We start from the raw sequence: 17,331 nt of genomic DNA on the forward strand, positions 1-17,331 counted from the left end.
GTCAACGAACGCCTGCGGCCGTCAGCAGGTTGCAGTGACGCCGCTGATATTCACAGGAACCGCTCCGCCCGCTTCCCTTCGCGCCGCGCGTGCCTCACCCTGGACTGCGGTGAAGGGGGATGCGTGGACGAAGTGGTCGATGTCGATCTGGCGATCGTCGGCGGCGGAGCGGCGGGTCTGTCCATGCTCGCGCACCTCGGCGAGTCGCGCTGGCGGGGGACGGTCGCGCTCGTCGACGACGGTGCTCGGCCGGTCGCGGGCCGGCAATGGGCGTGGTGGTCGCAGGGCGAGCTGCTGATCGACGCGCACGCCGCCACGTCGGCCAGCCGCGCGCGGGTGGCCGGCGACGGGTGGGTGCGCACGCTCGACCTGGCGCCGTACTCCTACAAGGCCATCACGGGCGGCGCCTTGCTCGACGCCGCCCGGCTCCACGGCTCATCGCTGGCGCGGCTCGTCTGGATCGAGGGCTCCGCGGAACAGGTCTCGGTACTGGAGGGCGACGGGCGCGAGCGTCCAGTCGGCGAGCTCCGGGTCACGCGGCCCGACGGCTCCGTGACCCTGGTGCGTGCGGGCGCGGTCCTCGACAGCGCGGGGGTGGGCGTGGGGGCGTCGCGCCGTGACCCGCGCGACGGCCCGCACCTGGACTTCCTGGGCTGGCACGTGCGCGCGGATCGCGACGTGTTCGATCCTGACGTCGCGACGGTCATGGACTTCCGCACCGACCAGGGCGACGGGCTCGCATTCATGTATGTGCTTCCCACGTCGCCGCGCACCGCGCTCGTGGAGCGCACGGTCTTCGTCGTCGGGCGGCGCGCCGCGGGCCTGATCGATCACGCGGAGGCCCTCACGCTCTACGCGGAGCGGATCCTGGGCATCGCGGAGCAGGAGGCTGTCGTCGTCGAGCAGGGAGCCATCCCTCTCCTGCCGCCGCAGCCGGCGGGAATCGGAGTCACGCCGCTCGGGGCGGCCGCGGGCATGGTGAAGCTCAGCACGGGCTACGCGTTCGCGCGCATCCAGCGGCACAGTGCGGCCGTCGCGCAGTCGTTCGCGAGCGAGCAGCGGGCCGTGCCGCGTCTCGCCGGGTGGCGACAGAGGCTGAGGCATCGCTGGTACGGGTTGCTCGACAGGGCGTTGCTGGGTGTCGTCGAGGCCGATCCCGCCGCAGCGCGCCGCATCCTCGAGGCCCTCTGGCGCCGCAACGACGGTCCCGCGATCCTTCGCTTCCTCGACGAGCAGGCGTCGCTGCTGCAGCAGGTCCGGCTGTTCGTGACACTGCCGTTCTGGCTGTTCATCGCGGCTCCGGTCGTGCGCCTGCGCCGGAGGCGGCGCGGCTGAACCGGTCCCTGCGCTCGCGTCGTGACGGGCGCCCGAGCGATGGTGAGTCGCGCACCGGCCCGGTGGGACGCTCGTCCCGGGCCGGGGGGCCTTGATCGACATATGTTCAGTACGTAGCGCCCAGCAACCCTGAACCCAGGAGGCAACGATGCCCACCACGACGTTCGCTCACGTCGTCGAGCCCGCGAGGCTCGGCAACCTTCAGCTCCGCAACCGCGTGATCATGGTGCCGATGGGCACCGAGATGGGCGATCACGACGGTCACCTCACCGATCGCGAGATCGCCTACTACGTCGAGCGCGCCAAGGGCGCCGGCCTGGTCTGCACGGGCATCAACGCGGTGACCGACGACTACGAGGTCATCAATGAGGGTCTGGGACGCGTCGACACCGACGCCGCCACCCCCGGCCTCAAGAAGCTCGCCGACGCGTTCCACGCCGCGGGCGGCGCCATCTCCGTGCAGCTCACCGCAGGGCTCGGGCGCAACATCAACAACATCGACCCCGAGCGTCTGCCCATCTCCGCATCGGACAACGGACACTGGCTCGACCCGTCGGTCAAGTGTCGCCCGCTCGAGACGCACGAGATCAAGGTCATCGTCCAGCGCTTCAAGGAGGCGGTTGCCCGTTGCCTCGAGGCCGGCATCGACGCGATCGACATCCATGGCCACACCGGCTACCTCATCGACCAGTTCATGTCGCCCGTCTGGAACCGCCGCACCGACGAGTACGGAGGCTCGGTCGAGAACCGTTGCCGCTTCGCCGCAGAGGTCATCGCGGCGGTCAAGGAGGGCGCACCCGGTCTCCCCATCAGCTTCCGTCTGTCCGTGGACCACCACTTCGACGGCGGCCGCGGCGTGGAGGAGTCGCTCGAGATCGCCAAGGTGCTCGAGTCCGCCGGTCTCGACCTGCTGATGGTCGACGAGGGCTCGTACGAGGCGATGGACTACGTCTTCCCCCCGTACTACCTGGGTGACAACTGCATGATGGGCTCCGTTCGCACCTTCAAGGAGGCGCTCAGCATTCCCGTACTCGGCTGCGGGAACCTGACCCCGGAACGTGCCGAGGCCGCCATCGCCTCAGGTGAGATGGACTTCGCCGGGATCGGCCGCGCACTCATCGCCGACCCGGAGTGGGGCGCCAAGCTCGCCGCGGGCAGGCGTGAGGACATCCGCCCCTGCATCCGCTGCAACCAGCTCTGCGTCGGCAACGCGTTCGTCGGCCAACCCCTCGGCTGCGCCGTCAACCCCGCCGTCGGCAAGGAGGCCGAGCGTGTCCTCACGCCCGCCGCGCACCCCAAGCATGTCGCGATCATCGGGGCCGGACCCGCAGGCCTCGAGGCCGCACGCGTCGCCGCCCTGCGCGGCCACACCGTGGACGTCTACGAGAAGTCGCAGCAGCTGGGCGGCGTCCTGTGGCCCGCCGCGACTCCCGAGTTCAAGAAGGAGCTGCGCTCCATGATCTTCTGGTGGGAGCGTCAGCTGAAGGACCTGCCGGTCACCGTGCACCTCGGCACCGAGATCACCGCCGAGTCGCCTGAGCTGGACGCGGCCGACGCCATCATCGTGGCGGTGGGCACCACGCCCCTGACGCCGCCGATCCCCGGCCTCGACGGTGCCAACGTCGTGGACGTGATCGACGCCCACCTGGGCGCGGAGCTCGGTAAGCGCATGGTCGTGTGCGGTGGCGGCCTCTCCGGCGCCGACTTCGCGCTCGAGATGCAGGAGAAGGGTCATGACGTGACCGTCATCGAGATGGCCGACGGCATCGCGCCCGACCTGCTGATGATCAACCGCATCACGCTCCTGCGCGACCTGGCCGAGCAGGGCGTCACGCTGCTCACCGGCCACAGGGTCGTCGAGGTCAACGCGGCGGGAGTGAAGGTCGACGGACCCGACGGACCCGTGCAGATCGCGGCGGACACCGTCGTCTCGGCCTTCGGAGTGCGTCCCGCCACCGCGCTCGTGGAGGCGCTGCAGGGTCGTGGCGCTGTCGCGGTAGGCGACTGCGTCAAGCCCGCGAAGGTCGGCGACGCGATCAACGCCGGCTTCGAGGCGGCTTTCGCGCTGTAAGCGCTCGCACCGGCGCGAGGAGACCACTCTCTCCTTCCTCGACGCCGCGCGCGACGCATCCGAGGACGTCCACAGGGCGCCCGCAGCGAGGGGCTCGGCCGCACCGGCCGGGCCCCTCGCCGCGTTTGCTGGCCGAGAATTGACGGCGCGCCGACCGGAGCGCCAGAATCGACCACGACGGTGCGCGTCGGCTGTACAAGTGGGCGCGCACCGTCCAGATCCTGGCCCCGTGAATCGTGCCTGGTGCCAGCGCATTCACCTGTGCTATGGGTCACAGGGCGGCGTGGCGGGACGCGCATCGGCCCCGTACTTCCTACGCTGGGGGCGTGACGGACTACATCGGCAGGGCCCTCGTGGCCGACGCGCTCCGAGAATGGCGCGGCCAGCTGCGCCAGCACTCGGCCGAGTCGGCGCTTCGGGACCTCGCCGGATCCGCCGACCGCATCGTCGACCTGCGCCCTGCGCACCCCGCGGGACTCGCGCCGCTCTTCGCCGGTCGACCCACCCCGATCACCCAGCTGATCCGCGACGGCGACGCCCGCGACCAGGCGCTGCTGCGCGCCCGCTGGATGCTCGACGAGGCGGTACGGGTGCACGGCGCGACCGGCGCATGGACCGTCGCGCTCGCGATCGGCACCGTCGCGTGGGACGAGGACGACCATCGTCGCGAGATGCCGTTGCTGCTGCGCGCCGTCAGCCTCGAGCCCGGCCGTGACCGCGACGTGGTGCTCACGCTTCACGACGAGGCGCGCGTCAACCCCGTGTTCGCCGCCGAGCTGCGCGCCCGCGGCGACGAGGAGACGGTCGCCAGGACGCTGCCGCTCGTGTCCTCCGGCAGGGCGTTCGACCCGCGCCCGCTGTGGGAGGCGATCAGCGAGCGCACCGACCTCTTCGGCGAGTCCCTCGAGGCCCCGGAGCGCCTGGTGCTGGGTGTGTTCGACGATCCTGAGCAGCGCCTGCTCGACGACCTCGACGACCTGGACCCCGTGATCTCCGCGAGCGACGTGCTCGTGGCCGCGTCGGGAGACATGGACGCCACCGGCAGCCTCGCCCTGCCGCTGCCCGCCTTCCCGGTGGGCGACAGGGACCCGTTCGCGGAGCGTGGCCTGGGCGACCTGGACGACGCCCAGTTCGCGGCGCTCGACCTGATCGCCACCGGAAGGCACGTCTTCCTGCAGTCGCCTCCTGGGGCGGACACGTTGACGATGGCGGCGGCGATCGCGGCGGACGGTGCCGCGTCGGGGCGCACCGTCGGCATCGTCGCGGGTCAGGAGGACGCGGTTCACGACGTCCACTCCCGCATGGTCGAGCTCGGCGTGGGGGACCTCGCGATCGACGCCTCGGTCGAGGCCGCCAACACGGAGGCGCGCGCCCGCCTGCTCCAGGCGATCACGCTCGGCTCGCCCACGGTCGACGACGACAAGCTGCGCAGCCAAGGTGAGGAGCTGCTCACCGCCCGCTACCGGCTGCATGCACGGTTCGATGCGCTGCACCGTGTCCACAGGCCTTGGGGCGTCAGCGCCTTCGAGGCCGTGCAGGCGTTGGTGCGTCTCACCACCGGCCAGCCCCAGCCGGGCACGCAGGTGCGCCTGGGCCCCGATGCCGGCCTGCTTGTCGCGGAGCGCGGCTTCGCCGCCGTCGCGCACGCGGTGCACCGTCACCTGACGGCGGACGCCGAGGTCGACGGCGGAGACGCGCCGGTCACCGCCGCCACGCCGACTGTCGCTGCGAGGGACGCGTGGTGGCGAGACGTCGTCGACTCGCCTGAGCAGGGTGCGCGGCTCGATGACGCGCTGACCGCGCTGCTGACTCGGCATCTGCCCAAGATGCGGCTCGAGGCAGCTGCTGCGGCGCACGAGACAGGGGTCGATGAGGCTCCTGACCTCACGACCTGGGCGGACCAGGTGCGGCTCTTCGAGGACGTGCGTGACACCCTCGAGGTGTTCTCTCCGGCGGTCTTCCACCGCTCCCTGCACGACCTCGTGGCCGCCACAGCGCCGGACGGCTCGGCTCGTCACGTGCGACTGCCGCGCCGTGAGCGCAAGGCCATGATGCGTCGAGCCATCGAGCTGCTGCGTCCTGGCCGTGGCAAGGAGCGGCTGCACGAGCAGCTCGTGACCGCGCACGACGTCTCGATCCGGTGGCGTGCGCATTGCTCCGCGGGAGGCTGGCCTGTCGTCCCCGACGACTACGACCTGTTCGGCACCCGGCTCGACGCCGCGGGCGAGGCGTGGGCGGTCCTGGCCGACGCGGTCGCGAAGGTCAGCGGAGAGGAGGACCTCCCGTCGGCCTCGTGGGAGCGCATGACGTCCGCGCTCGAGCGGCTCGCAGGTGGCCTCACGGCTGCGATCGAGCAGGTGGATGAGACTCCGCTCGGCGTGGATCTCGAGGAGTCCGGCCTCGGTCCGCTCCTCGCGAGCCTGTCCGAGCGGGAGGCCGACCCTGCGCAGGTCCGTACGGACCTGGAGTTCGCGTGGTGGGCCGCCGCATTCGAGGCGATCGTCCAGGCGGACCCTCGCCTCACCCAGTACGGCGCGCTCGCGGATGCGGTGCATGACTTCGAGGAGCGGGACCGCGCATTCTCGTCCTCCAGGGTGCAGCCGCTGATGCGCGCCGCCGCCGAGCGCAGGCGGGCGGCCATCGCCCGTCACCCCGAGATGGCGCGCGACCTGTTCGCGCTGCTCGTCGAGGGGTCCGAGGCGACGTACCGTGAGCTGTGGCGCGACTTCCAGCCGCTGGTGTCCGCCCTGAGGCCGGTGAGCCTGATCCGTGCCGAGCAGGTGTCGCGGCTCATGCCGCCCGAGCGCGTGCTCGACGTCCTGGTGATCGTGGCGGGCGAGTCGCTCGCCCTGGCGGAGCTGGTGCCGGCGATCGCGCGCGCCAAGCAGGTCGTCGTGCTGGGCGACGCCCACGCGGCGACGCGGTCCGCCGTGTCGGCCCTGGCCGACCTCCTCCCGCAGGTCACCCTTCCCGCACTGCCGCAGCCGCGTGATCCCCGCGTCACCGGGGTGCTGCAGTCGGCGGTGTACGGGCGCACGCTGTCCGGCCTGCCGGCTGCGGGCGAGCCGGAGTCGCTGGCAGTGCAGCTCCTCGACGCCGTCGGGACGCCCGTCGCGGGGATCCATGATGTCGAGACCACGCACGCCGAGGTGACCACGGTCGTCGAGCACCTTGTCCGGGCCGCCGTCGAGGACCCCGACCGGTCGGTGCTGGTGGTCGCGGGCAACGACCTTCACGCGCTCAGGGTTCGCGAAGCGCTCGCGGAGAGGGACGCCGTGCTCGCGTCGCAGGTGCCGGTGGTCGCCCTCGGGGACGCAGCCGGCTTCACCGTGGACGACCTGGTGCTCACGTGGGGGTGGGCACGCGACGGGCGCGGAGAGATCCCACGCCGCGCAGGCGTGCTCAGCGAGGAGTGGGGAGCGCATGCGCTCGCCCAGGCGCTGGTGGCCGGACGCGAGCGCACCTGGGTCTTCACGGCGTTGACCCCGGGTCAGCTCGCCGAGATCGGGGCACGCTCGGAGACGGGCAACGGCGTGGGCATGCTGTGCGACCTGCTCGACGCGGCCGCCGGCCCTGTGGTGCCTCCGGAGCGTCCTGAGCCCGCGCCGACGGACTGGTTGCTGGCCGACATCGCCTCCAGGCTGCGTCGCAAGGGTTGCCAGGTGCGGCTTCGCTACGGCTCCGGCTCCGAGGCCATCGCGATGGTGGTCGGTCGCGGCGACGATGACGGCTACCGGCTGGCGATCGTCACCGACGAGGCGTCGCTCGGACTGTCGTCGAGCCTTCGGGACAGGGTTCGTTGGCAGCGGACCCGGCTCGAGGCGCTCGGCTGGACAGTGCTGCCGGTGTGGACGCTCGACGTGTTCATGGATCCCGAGGCAGCGGCGAACCACGTGGTGGACGCGCTCGCGGTGACCGAGGCCCCTGCCGTCACCTCGTCGATCTCGCTTCCGCACATCGCCCCGTCGCCGCTCTCGCCGTACCACCACCAGGCCGACGAGCCGCTGCCCTTGGCCGACGACGAGGGAGACCTCCCGGGTCAGCAGGTGTTCGACTTCGACGTTGAGCGAGTGGCGCTCGTCGCACCCGACGAGCCGTCCCCGCTGGACGGCACCCCGCCCACCGGCATCACCGCCGAGCTCCGACAGGAGGAGCGCCCGGAGGTGGCTGCGGCAGCGGACGAGGCGGACGAGGCGGGCGAGGCGGGCGAGGCGGGCGAGGAGGCGGCGAACGGCGAGCCCGGACCGGAGCCTGCCCAGGAGGCTCCTGCACTGACGCTCGGCATCGGCGCACTCGTCGGCGCGGCCGCGGTGGAGGGCGAGGCTCAGGCGGTCGAGCCGGAGTCGGAGCCTGAGCCCGAGCCCGAGCCGGAGCCCGAGCCGGAGCCCGAGCCTGAGCCTGAGCCTGAGCCCGAGCCTGAGCCTGAGCCTGAGCCTGTCCGTAAGCCGGCGCCGATGATGGGCTTCGGCGTCCCCAAGCTCGCGGTGGCGCTGCCCACGTCGGCCCTGTCAGCCGTGTCCGCGGGCTCGCCTGCGTCGCCCTCATCGGCACCGTCGCCTTCGTCCGCACCGTCCGCACCGTCGGCGTCGTCCGCCGAGTCGACCGCATCCGCCGAGTCGACCGCATCCGCCGGGTCGACCGCGTCCGCCGAGGAGTCGGCGGACGAGGAGCCCGAACCGGAGCCGGAGCGCTCGACCGATGAGCCGACAGCACCTTCGGGCGTGCCTGCGCCGCAGGTGGCGCGGGGCGCGGAGCGTCCGCTGATCCCCACGCGGGCGTGGGAGGACGAGGACGAGGGCTGGGGAGGTTCGCGGTCAGGCAGCAGCCGGGACGACGAGATCCGCCGGGACAAGCCTCCGCACTGGTGATCCGGCGGGACGGGTCATGGGCGTGGCGCGCCGCCGTGAGGCGACGTCACTCCGACGTGCTGGAGCCTGCGCCGGCGCGCGAGTCTGTGCGGTAGAAGCCGGATCCCTTGAAGGTGATCCCCACGTTGCCGCCGATCACCTTGCGCAGCTCGCCCCGGCACTCGGGGCACTCGGTGAGCGCGGCGGCGTGGATGGACTGCACCGCGTCGAAGCGGTGGCCGCACACGGTGCACGCATAGCTGTACGTAGGCATGGAGGGTAGTGTAGCCCGCGCGCACAGGCCAAAGTACCCCATGGGGTATACGGATGAAGGTCAGGCGGGGAGGTGCATGACCTTCGACGGCGTGACCACGGCATGCACGCCGATGTCGTGCGCCTCCGTGGGAACGGGGCTCTGCTCGGCGTCGAACACCTCGTTGTCGTACACCAGCGCGATGAACGGCACGCCTTCGGCCGCGAGCGGGAGCGCCCTGTCGTACCAGCCGCCGCCCTGGCCCAGCCGTCTGCCGGCCGAGTCGATCGCGAGCGCAGGGACCACCACCACGTCGGCCTGCGAGATCGTCTCGAACGGCAGGAAGTCGCCCGACGGCTCCGGCGGCCGGCCGGGAGCCCTCTCGATCAGGTCCTCCGCGCCGCGGTACCAGGCCCAGCCCCGCTGCAGGCCGTCGCCCAGCAGCGGGATCATCACCTTCACGCCATGCTCATGGAGCGCCTGGATCAGCGGACCCGTGCCGGGCTCATGAGGCCGTGAGGCGTAGACGGACACGCAGGAGGCGCCGCCGACGGTGGGGATGGCGAGCACCTGGTCGCGGAGCGCGTCCGCGTGCTCCGCGATGCGCCGCTCGGACCGCTGCAGGCGGACCTTGCGAAGGGCCGCGCGAAGCGCGACCTTCGCATCCTCCGGCTCGAGCGGGCTCGACGAATGGGAGGACATCTGCGTCATGCGGTCCATCGTGGCACATCCGGGTTACCGCTTTGTGACGCGTGGGTCCCGGTGCTGTGAACGCTGTGGGCACGTTGCGCCGCGTCCCGCGTGGCAGGGACAATGCACCCATGACCGTCAGGAGCCTCACCGAGCATCGCAGGGCGGTATCGCAGTCCCTGACGTCGATCCCGGACCTGAGCGTGCTGATCGCCGACGCTGCGGGCGCGACGCTCGCCGAGGATCTGGTGGCGGAGCGGCCGGTGCCGGCGTACGCGGTCGCGGACTGCGACGGCTACGCGATCCGGGCCGAGGACGTGCGGGATGCCTCCCCTTCGGAGCCCGTGACGTTGATCGTGTCCCACGACGTGAGCGTGGAGGCGCGGATTCCGCGGCGCCACATTAGCCGCACAGCCGCGCGCCTCGCCTCCGGGGCCCCCCTGCCCGAAGGTGCCGACACCGTCGTCCCCGCGGCCATGACCGATGGCGGGGTGGCTCGCGTTGTCGTGGCAGCTCCGTTCGAGCCGGGCGCGCACGTGCGCGCCGCAGGTTCCGAGCTGCAGACAGGACGCGTCCTTGTGCCGGCCGGTACGAGGATCGGACCTCGTCAGCTGGCGGTGGCCGCGGCGCTGGGGCGTCCCAGGCTGCTCGTCCATCCGACGCCTCGGGTGGTCGTGATCGCGGTCGGGTCGGAGCTGGTGGACCCTGGTGCGTCTCGTGGTGGGGTGGCCGAGTCCAACGGGCACATGCTCGCGATGATGGCGCGCGACACGGGCGCGCACGCGTTCCGGGTGGGCCCCGTGCCTGACGACCGTATGGAGCTCGCCGCCGCGATCGAGGATCAGCTGGTGCGCGCCGACGTGCTCATCACCACGGGCGGACTGTCGGGCGGACGCGAGGAGACTCTTCCGGAGGTGCTCGCGCAGCGCGGCGAGATCGAGGTGGTGGAGCTGGCGCTGCGTCCCGGAACCAGGCACGGATTCGGGTTCGTGGATGCTGGCGGCGACCGGCGGGTGCCGGTGATCGCGCTCCCGGGCCGGCCCGTCGCAGCGGCGGTCGCGTTCCAGTCCTACGTCAAGCAGGCACTTCTCACGATGAGCGGTCGCGACGGCTCCGCGCGGACCGTGCGGGCGCGTCTCGCGGCCCCCGTGGAGTCGCCTGTCGGCGTCGCGCAGGCGGTGCCGGTGCGCCTCGTCCCGAACGGCGACGTGCCGTGGGCCGAGCCGATCGGCGACCCCGCGAACGTGACCCTCGCCGACATCGCGTCGTCCGACGCGCTGCTGCTCGTGGCCGAGCACGCGACCGCGCTGGGGCGCGAGGCGCTCGTCGAGTGCCATCCGTGGGAGCGATGACGTGGCCACGGAGCTGAGGCTGTTCCGCGACGGCATCGTGCTCCGACGGCTGCGTCGGCGCGACGAGCGGGAGTGGATCGCGCTCAGGGACCGCAACAGGGAGTGGCTGCGCCCATGGGAGGCCACGGCGCCTCCGGGCCAGACCACCCGCATGATGACGTTCGGCGAGATGGTGCGCCGGGAGGCGCGCGAGTGGCGTCGGTCCACGGCGTATCCGATGGCGATCGAGATCGACGGGAACCTCGTGGGACGCGTCAGCGTGACGGGCATCACGTGGGGTCCGGAGTGCGGAGGATCGATCGGCTACTGGGTGTCGGAGCATCGTGCAGGGGAGGGCATCGCGCCGCGCGCCGTCACGCTCGCGGCGGACTACGCGTACGCCCAGGGGCTTCACCGGCTGGAGATCGCGATGCGGCCCGACAACGTCCCGAGCATCCGGGTGGCGCGCAAGGTGGGCTTCCGCGACGAGGGCCTGAGACGCAGCTACCTGTACATCGACGGGGCGTGGCGGGACCACCGTGTGTTCGCCCTCACCTCGCAGGAACCGCGGCCGTGGCACACGTGGTCGCGGTCCCAGTCCTGACACGCCGACGCTCCTCCCGGCACCCAGGGTCCGCCGGCTCTACCGTCGTCTCATGCCGGCTGTAGGACTCCTCACGATCGTCGCGCTCGCGATGGTGATCGCCTATGTGATCCCGCAGCGCGCGCGTGAGCGTGCCGAGTACGCCCTGGTGCGGACCGAGGATCGGTTCTCCGCCGACATGCGGGTCGTCAAGGCCACCGCAGCCAGGGTCGAGACCAGTCGCGTCGCCTCAGGCTCCAGCTCCGGCGAGGTCCCTCTGCTCGTGACGGGTGAGGCGCGAGCCTCGGTCGTCGCGCTCGGATCGTCGCATCTGTCACGTCCCGCCACCCCGCTGGACCGTGCCGCCACCCTCGCGCAGCGTGAGCGCATCGCGCTGCGTCGCGACCGGTTCGCCCTGCTCGCGGAGCGTCGGGCGCAGGCACGTCGCCGCTCGCGCATCGCGTCGGCTGCGGCCGCGCTCACCGTGACAGGCTGGGTGCTCGTGCTCGCCACCGGCTTCCCCGCTGTGGTCGCCGCGCTCGTCTCGGCCGGTTTCGCGGGTCTCGTGGTGGCCGGTGCTCGCGCCGCGCACGCCCAGCGACGTGCCGACGCTCACGTCCTCGCGGTCGCGCGCGAGGTGGAGGCGGCTGCGACCGCCACGCAGGCGCTGCGTCGTGTCAGCCGTGACCGCGCCCAGGGGCGCGAGAGCCTGCCGTCGGACCTCGAGACCCAGGCGATCAAGGTGGTCACCACCGAGAACCTCGCGCCTCTCGCCGCTCCCGCCCCCAAGACCGGCGCGGTCCCGGTCGCACCCCGCAGCGGCGCGATCGAGAAGATCGTCACCGGTGCCATCCCGCAGGCGAGCTCGATCATCGACGGCGACGCGTTCAGCGACGGGGACGACTCGGGTTGGAGCCCGGCGGCGATCCCCGCGCCCGCGTACACCCTCAAGCCCACGGTGCGGCAGCGCCAGGCACGTCCTCTCGACGACGACGACTACACACGTGCCGCGGCTGTCGCCGAGCGCTGGGCGGACGAGCGGTACGGCCGGGCCGAGGTCCAGAAGGAGCGGTCGGCGACCGGCTCGCTGGAGCAGATCCTGGCGCGCCGCCGCGAGTCCGCCTGACCCGCACCGCAGCGGACGCTCCCACGACGAAGCGCCGACGCCCTGAGGGCGCCGGCGCTTCCTTCGTCTCTGCGAGCTCCTGCTAGGCGGCCCTGACTCGGCGCACGTTCGCGGTGAGCTCCGTCGAGCGGACCGGGTCGAGGAGGCCCGCGAACAGGTTGTCGAAGACGTTCACGCGATCGAACTGCATGGCGTGCTCGCGCGCGCGGGTCTGCCACCACTCGCGGTCGGCGTCGTCCATCCCGCCCGTGCAGGCGTTCAGCGCCACGGTGAGCGCGGAGGCGTCCCCGGCCGGCACCACGACGGCCGTGTCGCCGACCGCCTCGAGGATGCCGCCCGTGTCGCAAGTGATCACCGGTCCGCCGCCGGCGAGCATCTTCTCGACGAGCGCGATCCCGAAGGTCTCGGTGAACTCGGGAGCCGGCTTGGACGGCAGCGCGTACGACGAGCATGCGGCCATGAGATGCGGCTTCTCCTCGTCGCCCACGTCCTCCAGGAAGTGGATCCGGGAGCGGGCCCCGGAACGCTCGGCGATCGCCCTGAAGTGGTCCAGGTCCGGTCCACGCCCTGCGATCACGAGCTGCTGCTCGCGGCATGCCTCGGAGGCCGCGAAACCACGGATCAGGTCGTCGACGCCCTTGGCCTTCTGCAGGCGCGACAGGTACAGCACGTACCTTCCGCGCGTGAGCCCGCGCGCCTCCAGGTACCGGTCGGTGACAACGGGGTCGAGGTCAAGATATGCGGACGTGTCGATCGCGGGGTAGGAGATCGACACGCGCTCCTGGCACTGCGCGGCGAACCCGGTGCCGTACAGCGCGTCGAGCTCGGCCGCCGACTCGACGATGACCTGCTTGGTGTAGCGGGACACGGCGACGCACATGTCCTGGCTGAGGTAGTCGCTCAGCACGGCTGCGGCCGCCCCGAACTCGCCATGCTCCACTGCGGAGCGGACCACGTCGGTCACGTCGGACCCGACGGCCTCCGCGATCGTCGTGACGTTCATGGGCAGACCGGTGGCCCTGGCGATCCGCACGGCCTGCGCGACGGCGGTCGTGTGCGGGTGGAGGTACAGCGACAGGCACACGGTCGGCACGCCGTCGGTGAAGAGCTCGACGAGCCTGCCGACCATGCCGGCCAGGTAGCGGCCGTCGGGGATCTTGTAGCCGCCGACGGGTGCGGGGCGCTCGACGGTGATGCCGGGCGAGTAGGGCAGGACGGTATCGAGCGGCTTGAGCGGCAGCCCCGTCTCCTCGAGACGGTCCAGCGGCCATGTGACGATGCGTACGTCGTCGAAGCCTCGCGTGAGCGCGACCTCGGCGAGGTTGCGCGCCTCGCCGCTGTGGCCGCAGATCACCGGGTCGGCGCGGACGACGATGACCAGGCGTCGGTTGATCTCGGTGTTCATGGCTGCCTCCTTGGAAGGATCACGGGCTGGCAGGAGCCGCGGGGGACGTCGAGGCGGGTGCCTCGACAGGGTCTGGCATCGACGGCGGACGCTCGTCGGTGCCCCACGAGCTCGGTTCAGGGCCGAGCACGAAGCGCAGGGTGCCGCCGCCGTGGAGCCGCGCGGCGGCGATCCATGAGGGGACGGGCACTCCATCGAAGGTGGCTGACTGGACATGCTGCGCGGGGCCGCCGGCGACCGGCTCGACGAATCCCTCGGTCTCGATCACGAGTCGGCCGCGGGACATCGCCATGGTGGCGCCGGCGAACGCCGGCGGGTGCAGCAGGAAGATGCTCTGGCCAGCGACCGGGAACAGGCCCAGGCTCGCCCACACGTACCAGGAGCTGAGGCCCCCCGAGTCGTCGTTGCCAGGAAGGCCTCCGCGTCCCCGCCCGAACTGCTGGTGGACGATGTCGTGGACCACCTGGGCGGTCCGGTCCGGCCTGCCGATGTAGTGGTACGACCAGGGGGCCTCCATGTCGGGCTCGTTGTTGAGGCCCTCGAAGCGTCCGAGCGCGTAGCCCGCGTCCATCTCCTCGGGCGACGGGTCGACGCCCGGCTGCGTGACGGGGGCGGCGTCGAATCCGAAGAACGCGTCGAGCATCGCCAGATAGGCGTCGTCTCCTCCGGCGCCCGCGATGCGTGCCGCCATGTCGTGAAGGATCCGGAACGAGTAGTTGTACTTGGTGCCCTCGTAGAAGTTGGAGTCGTGGAGCAGGCCGTCGGGACCGAAAGCGCCCCGCCACCGGTCGGACAGCGCCGTCAGCTCTGCGACGAGCGCGGGGTCCTCGACCCTGGCGGCCACCTTGGCGGTGCACCAGTAGCCGAAGGCGAGGTCGAGCGTGTGCGAGATCGGGTGCGCGACCCCGGTGAGCAGGTAGTCCTCGCCGTACGTGCGTCGCAGGTCCGCCTGCATGTTGACCAGCGCCCAGTCCCAGTCGATGCCGGGGATGTCGAGCTGGCAGAGGTCGGCGAGGAACGTGTGCGCGAGCGCGGACGCCTGCCGGGAGAAGCGATCGGACCCGCGTGCCATCCGATACCCGATGGGCAGGTTGCCCTCCTGCTCGCTGATCGTGAGGAGTGCGTTGGCAAGGTCGATCGCCTTGCCGGGCTGGAGCGCGGTGAGCAGCGGGAGCTGGGTGCGGTAGATGTCCCACATCGTGGAGATGTCGAACACGAACGGGCCGTCGGTGGGCCAGAACGGCGACTCGTCGCGTGCGAAGCAGGGCTTGAGGAGCGCGTGGTAGAGCGCCGTGGAGAAGATCTCGCGGCGGTGCGCGGACTCGGTCTCGATGTGGATGCCGTCCAGCACGTCGGTCCACGCGGAGCGGGTGGTGGACAGGCGCTTGCCGAAGCGGTCCTGGCCGGTGCCGCAGTCCTTGCGAAGGTTCTCACGCGCCTGCTCGACGCCGCGCAGGGAGAACCCCATGCGGAGCTCCACGGTCTGTCCCGCCATGGACGGCCCGGCCCACATGAGCCCGAACGGGCGCAGGGTGGTGGGTCGGATGTGGTCCAGGTCCAGGCGCGCGCCAGCGGGCATGAGGCGGCGGTCGTACCAGAGCATCTGGCGCCACGACGGGGCGTCGCACTCCAGGTACACGGACAGCGGCGCGCCTTCGACGACGATCTGGCCCTGAGCGCGTCCGGGAGCGAGCGACTCGAGGTAGGCCCGCAGCGGGATGGTCGCCGAGTAGGGGATGGTCAGCCCGCCCATGGACATGTCGACGACGACGCGCGCGTCCTTGTGCTGCGGGAAGGTGTAGCGGTGCACGGCGGACTTGGGTCCGACGGTGATCTCGACGCGCACGCCGTTGTCGAGGGTGGCCGCGTAGTAGCCGGGCGAGGCCTCCTCCTCGGTGAGCGCGAAGGTGCGCCCCAACGAGTCGAGCGGCTCGAGCATCGGCGTGACGCGGAAGTAGTTGTAGTACTTGCGGATGGCGCCTGTGCCCGACTGCTGGAAGTGCGTGAAGCCTGAGGCGACGTAGGCGTCATGGATCGTCTCGGGGACGCCTTCGGTCGACAGGTCGTACAGCCCGTACCCGGTGGGGTACGCGCCCGAGTATGCGCACGCGCTCACCATGCCGAGGGGGTGGCACGCGCCCGGGTGGGTGTTGCCCACCTGAGGCTTGGGCCACCACCAGGTGGCGGCGAGGCCGGAGGGCACGGGCAGGTCCGTCACCTCGGTCCCGATGAACGGGTCGACGTGCTCGAGCATCTGCTCACCTCCCTTCCGGGCGTGCCGCCTTGCGGCTGCATCACCGCGAGTCTTCAAAAGAACGGTAAAGGGAATGTGTTGTGAGGGTGTTTCAGCGCCGTGTCCGGCATGAAACGGTTCTCCTGGCTTCGATGCCGTGCCGTGACCTTTCTCTGAGGAATCTCGGAGATTGACATGGCATCGTCTGTCCAGAGGCAGGTCATGCTGCGCGTACGCTGGAACCCGGTCTGGAGCGCGTGCGTCGCAGTGACAGGCCCGACGCCACCCGCAAACCCACGGAGAACACACGTGAACTTCCGACGTCCTGCCGCAGCCGCGGCGATCCTCGCGACGGCCGCGCTCGGCCTGGCCGCCTGCTCGAGCGACACCAGCTCGGACCCTTCAGCATCCACCTCGGCGTCCACCGACACCGCCGCAGCCACGGCAGCCACCGTGGCCGCTCTCGAGACGGTCACCTGGACCGACGGCTCGGACGGCGTGCCGGTGCTGACGTTCGACGACGGCGGCACCTACGCCTTCACCGCCACCGGCGCGGTGCTCAACAAGGACGGCGACGGAGAGGCGATCGCTGACGGCACCGGAGTCTCCGTGTCGTACGTCATCTACGATGTCCCGTCCGCGTCCTCCGCGAGCGACTCCGCGTCCGCGTCCGCATCCCCGTCGGCCTCGGCCTCGGCCTCCGCATCCGCGACGTCGACGGAGCCGGCCCTGTACTACTCGACGTACGACGACAACTACACGGAGCTGTTGACCGTGTCGTCCAGCGCGCTCGACCCGGTGCTCTACGACATCCTCAACGGCGCTCACGTCGGCGCCCAGGTGCTGTACGGCACGATCGACTCGTCCACCGGCGACTCGCTGATCATGGCCGTGACTGTCGAGAAGACCACCCCGCTGCGCGCGACCGGCACCTCGATCGAGCCGCTCGCGGGCCTGCCCACGGTCACGCTGGCGGACAACGGCGCGCCGACCATCGACATGAGCACGGCCACGTCCGAGCCCACGGACCTCGTGGTCCAGACCCTGATCCAGGGTGACGGCGCCGCCGTCGCGGAGGGTCAGACGCTGACCGTCCAGTACACCGGTTGGCTGTGGGACGGCACCCAGTTCGACTCGTCCTGGGACCGCGGCTACGCCTCGTCGTTCACCTTGAGCGCCGACTCGCTGATCCAGGGCTGGGTCGACGGTCTGACGGGCGTGCAGGTCGGCTCGCAGGTCATGCTGATCGTCCCGCCGGACCTGGCCTACGGCTCGGACGGCTCGGGCACCACGATCCCCGCCGACGCCACGCTCGTGTTCGTGATCGACGTGCTCGACGCGCAGTAACCCGCCGTGATGCGAGGGCCCGGGAGGTGACCGCCTCCCGGGCCCTCGTGCACCCGGCGCAGGATTCGACTGCCTGGGGTGAGGCGGCGGCCACGTCGCTCGGCCGTGCT

Annotated in this window: 11 protein-coding genes; 7 read left to right on the forward strand and 4 right to left on the reverse strand. The window is 71.5% G+C overall.

The window, feature by feature from the left end:
- The first annotated feature begins 123 nt into the window (after positions 1–123).
- The 3 genes from RN607_RS02570 (at position 124) to RN607_RS02580 (ending at position 8,274) form a co-directional block, all read left to right on the forward strand.
- A complete protein-coding gene (locus RN607_RS02570; protein ID WP_313544136.1) occupies positions 124–1,335 on the forward strand; it encodes a lycopene cyclase family protein in 1,212 nt (403 codons plus the stop codon).
- 148 nt (positions 1,336–1,483) lie between these two features.
- Entirely contained in the window at positions 1,484–3,406 is a 1,923-nt protein-coding gene (locus RN607_RS02575; RefSeq protein ID WP_313544138.1) for an oxidoreductase, read from the forward strand.
- A 326-nt stretch (positions 3,407–3,732) separates the two neighbouring features.
- Positions 3,733–8,274 (forward strand): PDDEXK-like endonuclease domain-containing protein, encoded by a 4,542-nt coding sequence (locus tag RN607_RS02580; protein WP_313544140.1) that lies wholly within the window; start codon positions 3,733–3,735, stop codon positions 8,272–8,274.
- Positions 8,275–8,320: 46 nt separating this feature from the next.
- Here the strand turns inward: RN607_RS02580 and RN607_RS02585 are convergent, their stop codons facing one another.
- Together RN607_RS02585 and RN607_RS02590 are read right to left on the reverse strand one after the other, a co-directional pair.
- On the reverse strand, positions 8,321–8,527 hold the full coding sequence (locus tag RN607_RS02585) for an FmdB family zinc ribbon protein (protein WP_313499619.1): 207 nt from the start codon (positions 8,525–8,527) through the stop codon (positions 8,321–8,323).
- A gap of 60 nt (positions 8,528–8,587) precedes the next feature.
- Positions 8,588–9,217, reverse strand: a complete 630-nt coding sequence (locus RN607_RS02590) for a 5-formyltetrahydrofolate cyclo-ligase (protein WP_313499621.1) — start codon at positions 9,215–9,217, stop codon at positions 8,588–8,590.
- Between the two features lie 110 nt (positions 9,218–9,327).
- On the opposite strand from RN607_RS02590, the gene RN607_RS02595 reads away from it, so the two are divergent.
- Genes RN607_RS02595 through RN607_RS02605 form a run of 3 tightly spaced genes read left to right on the forward strand, consistent with a single transcriptional unit; the run spans position 9,328 to position 12,236 of the window.
- The gene (locus RN607_RS02595) at positions 9,328–10,548 is read left to right on the forward strand and encodes a molybdopterin molybdotransferase MoeA (protein ID WP_313499623.1); all 1,221 of its coding nucleotides are present in this window, start codon (positions 9,328–9,330) and stop codon (positions 10,546–10,548) included.
- A gap of 1 nt (position 10,549) precedes the next feature.
- On the forward strand, positions 10,550–11,131 hold the full coding sequence (locus tag RN607_RS02600) for a GNAT family N-acetyltransferase (protein ID WP_313499625.1): 582 nt from the start codon (positions 10,550–10,552) through the stop codon (positions 11,129–11,131).
- A gap of 52 nt (positions 11,132–11,183) precedes the next feature.
- Entirely contained in the window at positions 11,184–12,236 is a 1,053-nt protein-coding gene (locus tag RN607_RS02605; RefSeq protein ID WP_313544142.1) for a hypothetical protein, read from the forward strand.
- Positions 12,237–12,318: 82 nt separating this feature from the next.
- On the opposite strand, the gene RN607_RS02610 is transcribed toward RN607_RS02605, so the two are convergent.
- Positions 12,319–13,641, reverse strand: coding sequence for a glycosyltransferase (locus tag RN607_RS02610; protein ID WP_313544145.1), 1,323 nt, complete (start codon positions 13,639–13,641; stop codon positions 12,319–12,321).
- Between the two features lie 19 nt (positions 13,642–13,660).
- Entirely contained in the window at positions 13,661–15,895 is a 2,235-nt protein-coding gene (locus RN607_RS02615; RefSeq protein ID WP_313544147.1) for a glycoside hydrolase domain-containing protein, read from the reverse strand.
- A gap of 288 nt (positions 15,896–16,183) precedes the next feature.
- Between RN607_RS02615 and RN607_RS02620 the strand changes: the two genes are divergently transcribed.
- A complete protein-coding gene (locus RN607_RS02620) occupies positions 16,184–17,221 on the forward strand; it encodes an FKBP-type peptidyl-prolyl cis-trans isomerase (protein ID WP_313544149.1) in 1,038 nt (345 codons plus the stop codon).
- The last annotated feature ends 110 nt before the right edge of the window (positions 17,222–17,331 follow it).

Source organism: Demequina capsici (assembly GCF_032102965.1).
In the GTDB taxonomy this organism is placed as follows: Bacteria; Actinomycetota; Actinomycetes; order Actinomycetales; family Demequinaceae; genus Demequina; species Demequina capsici.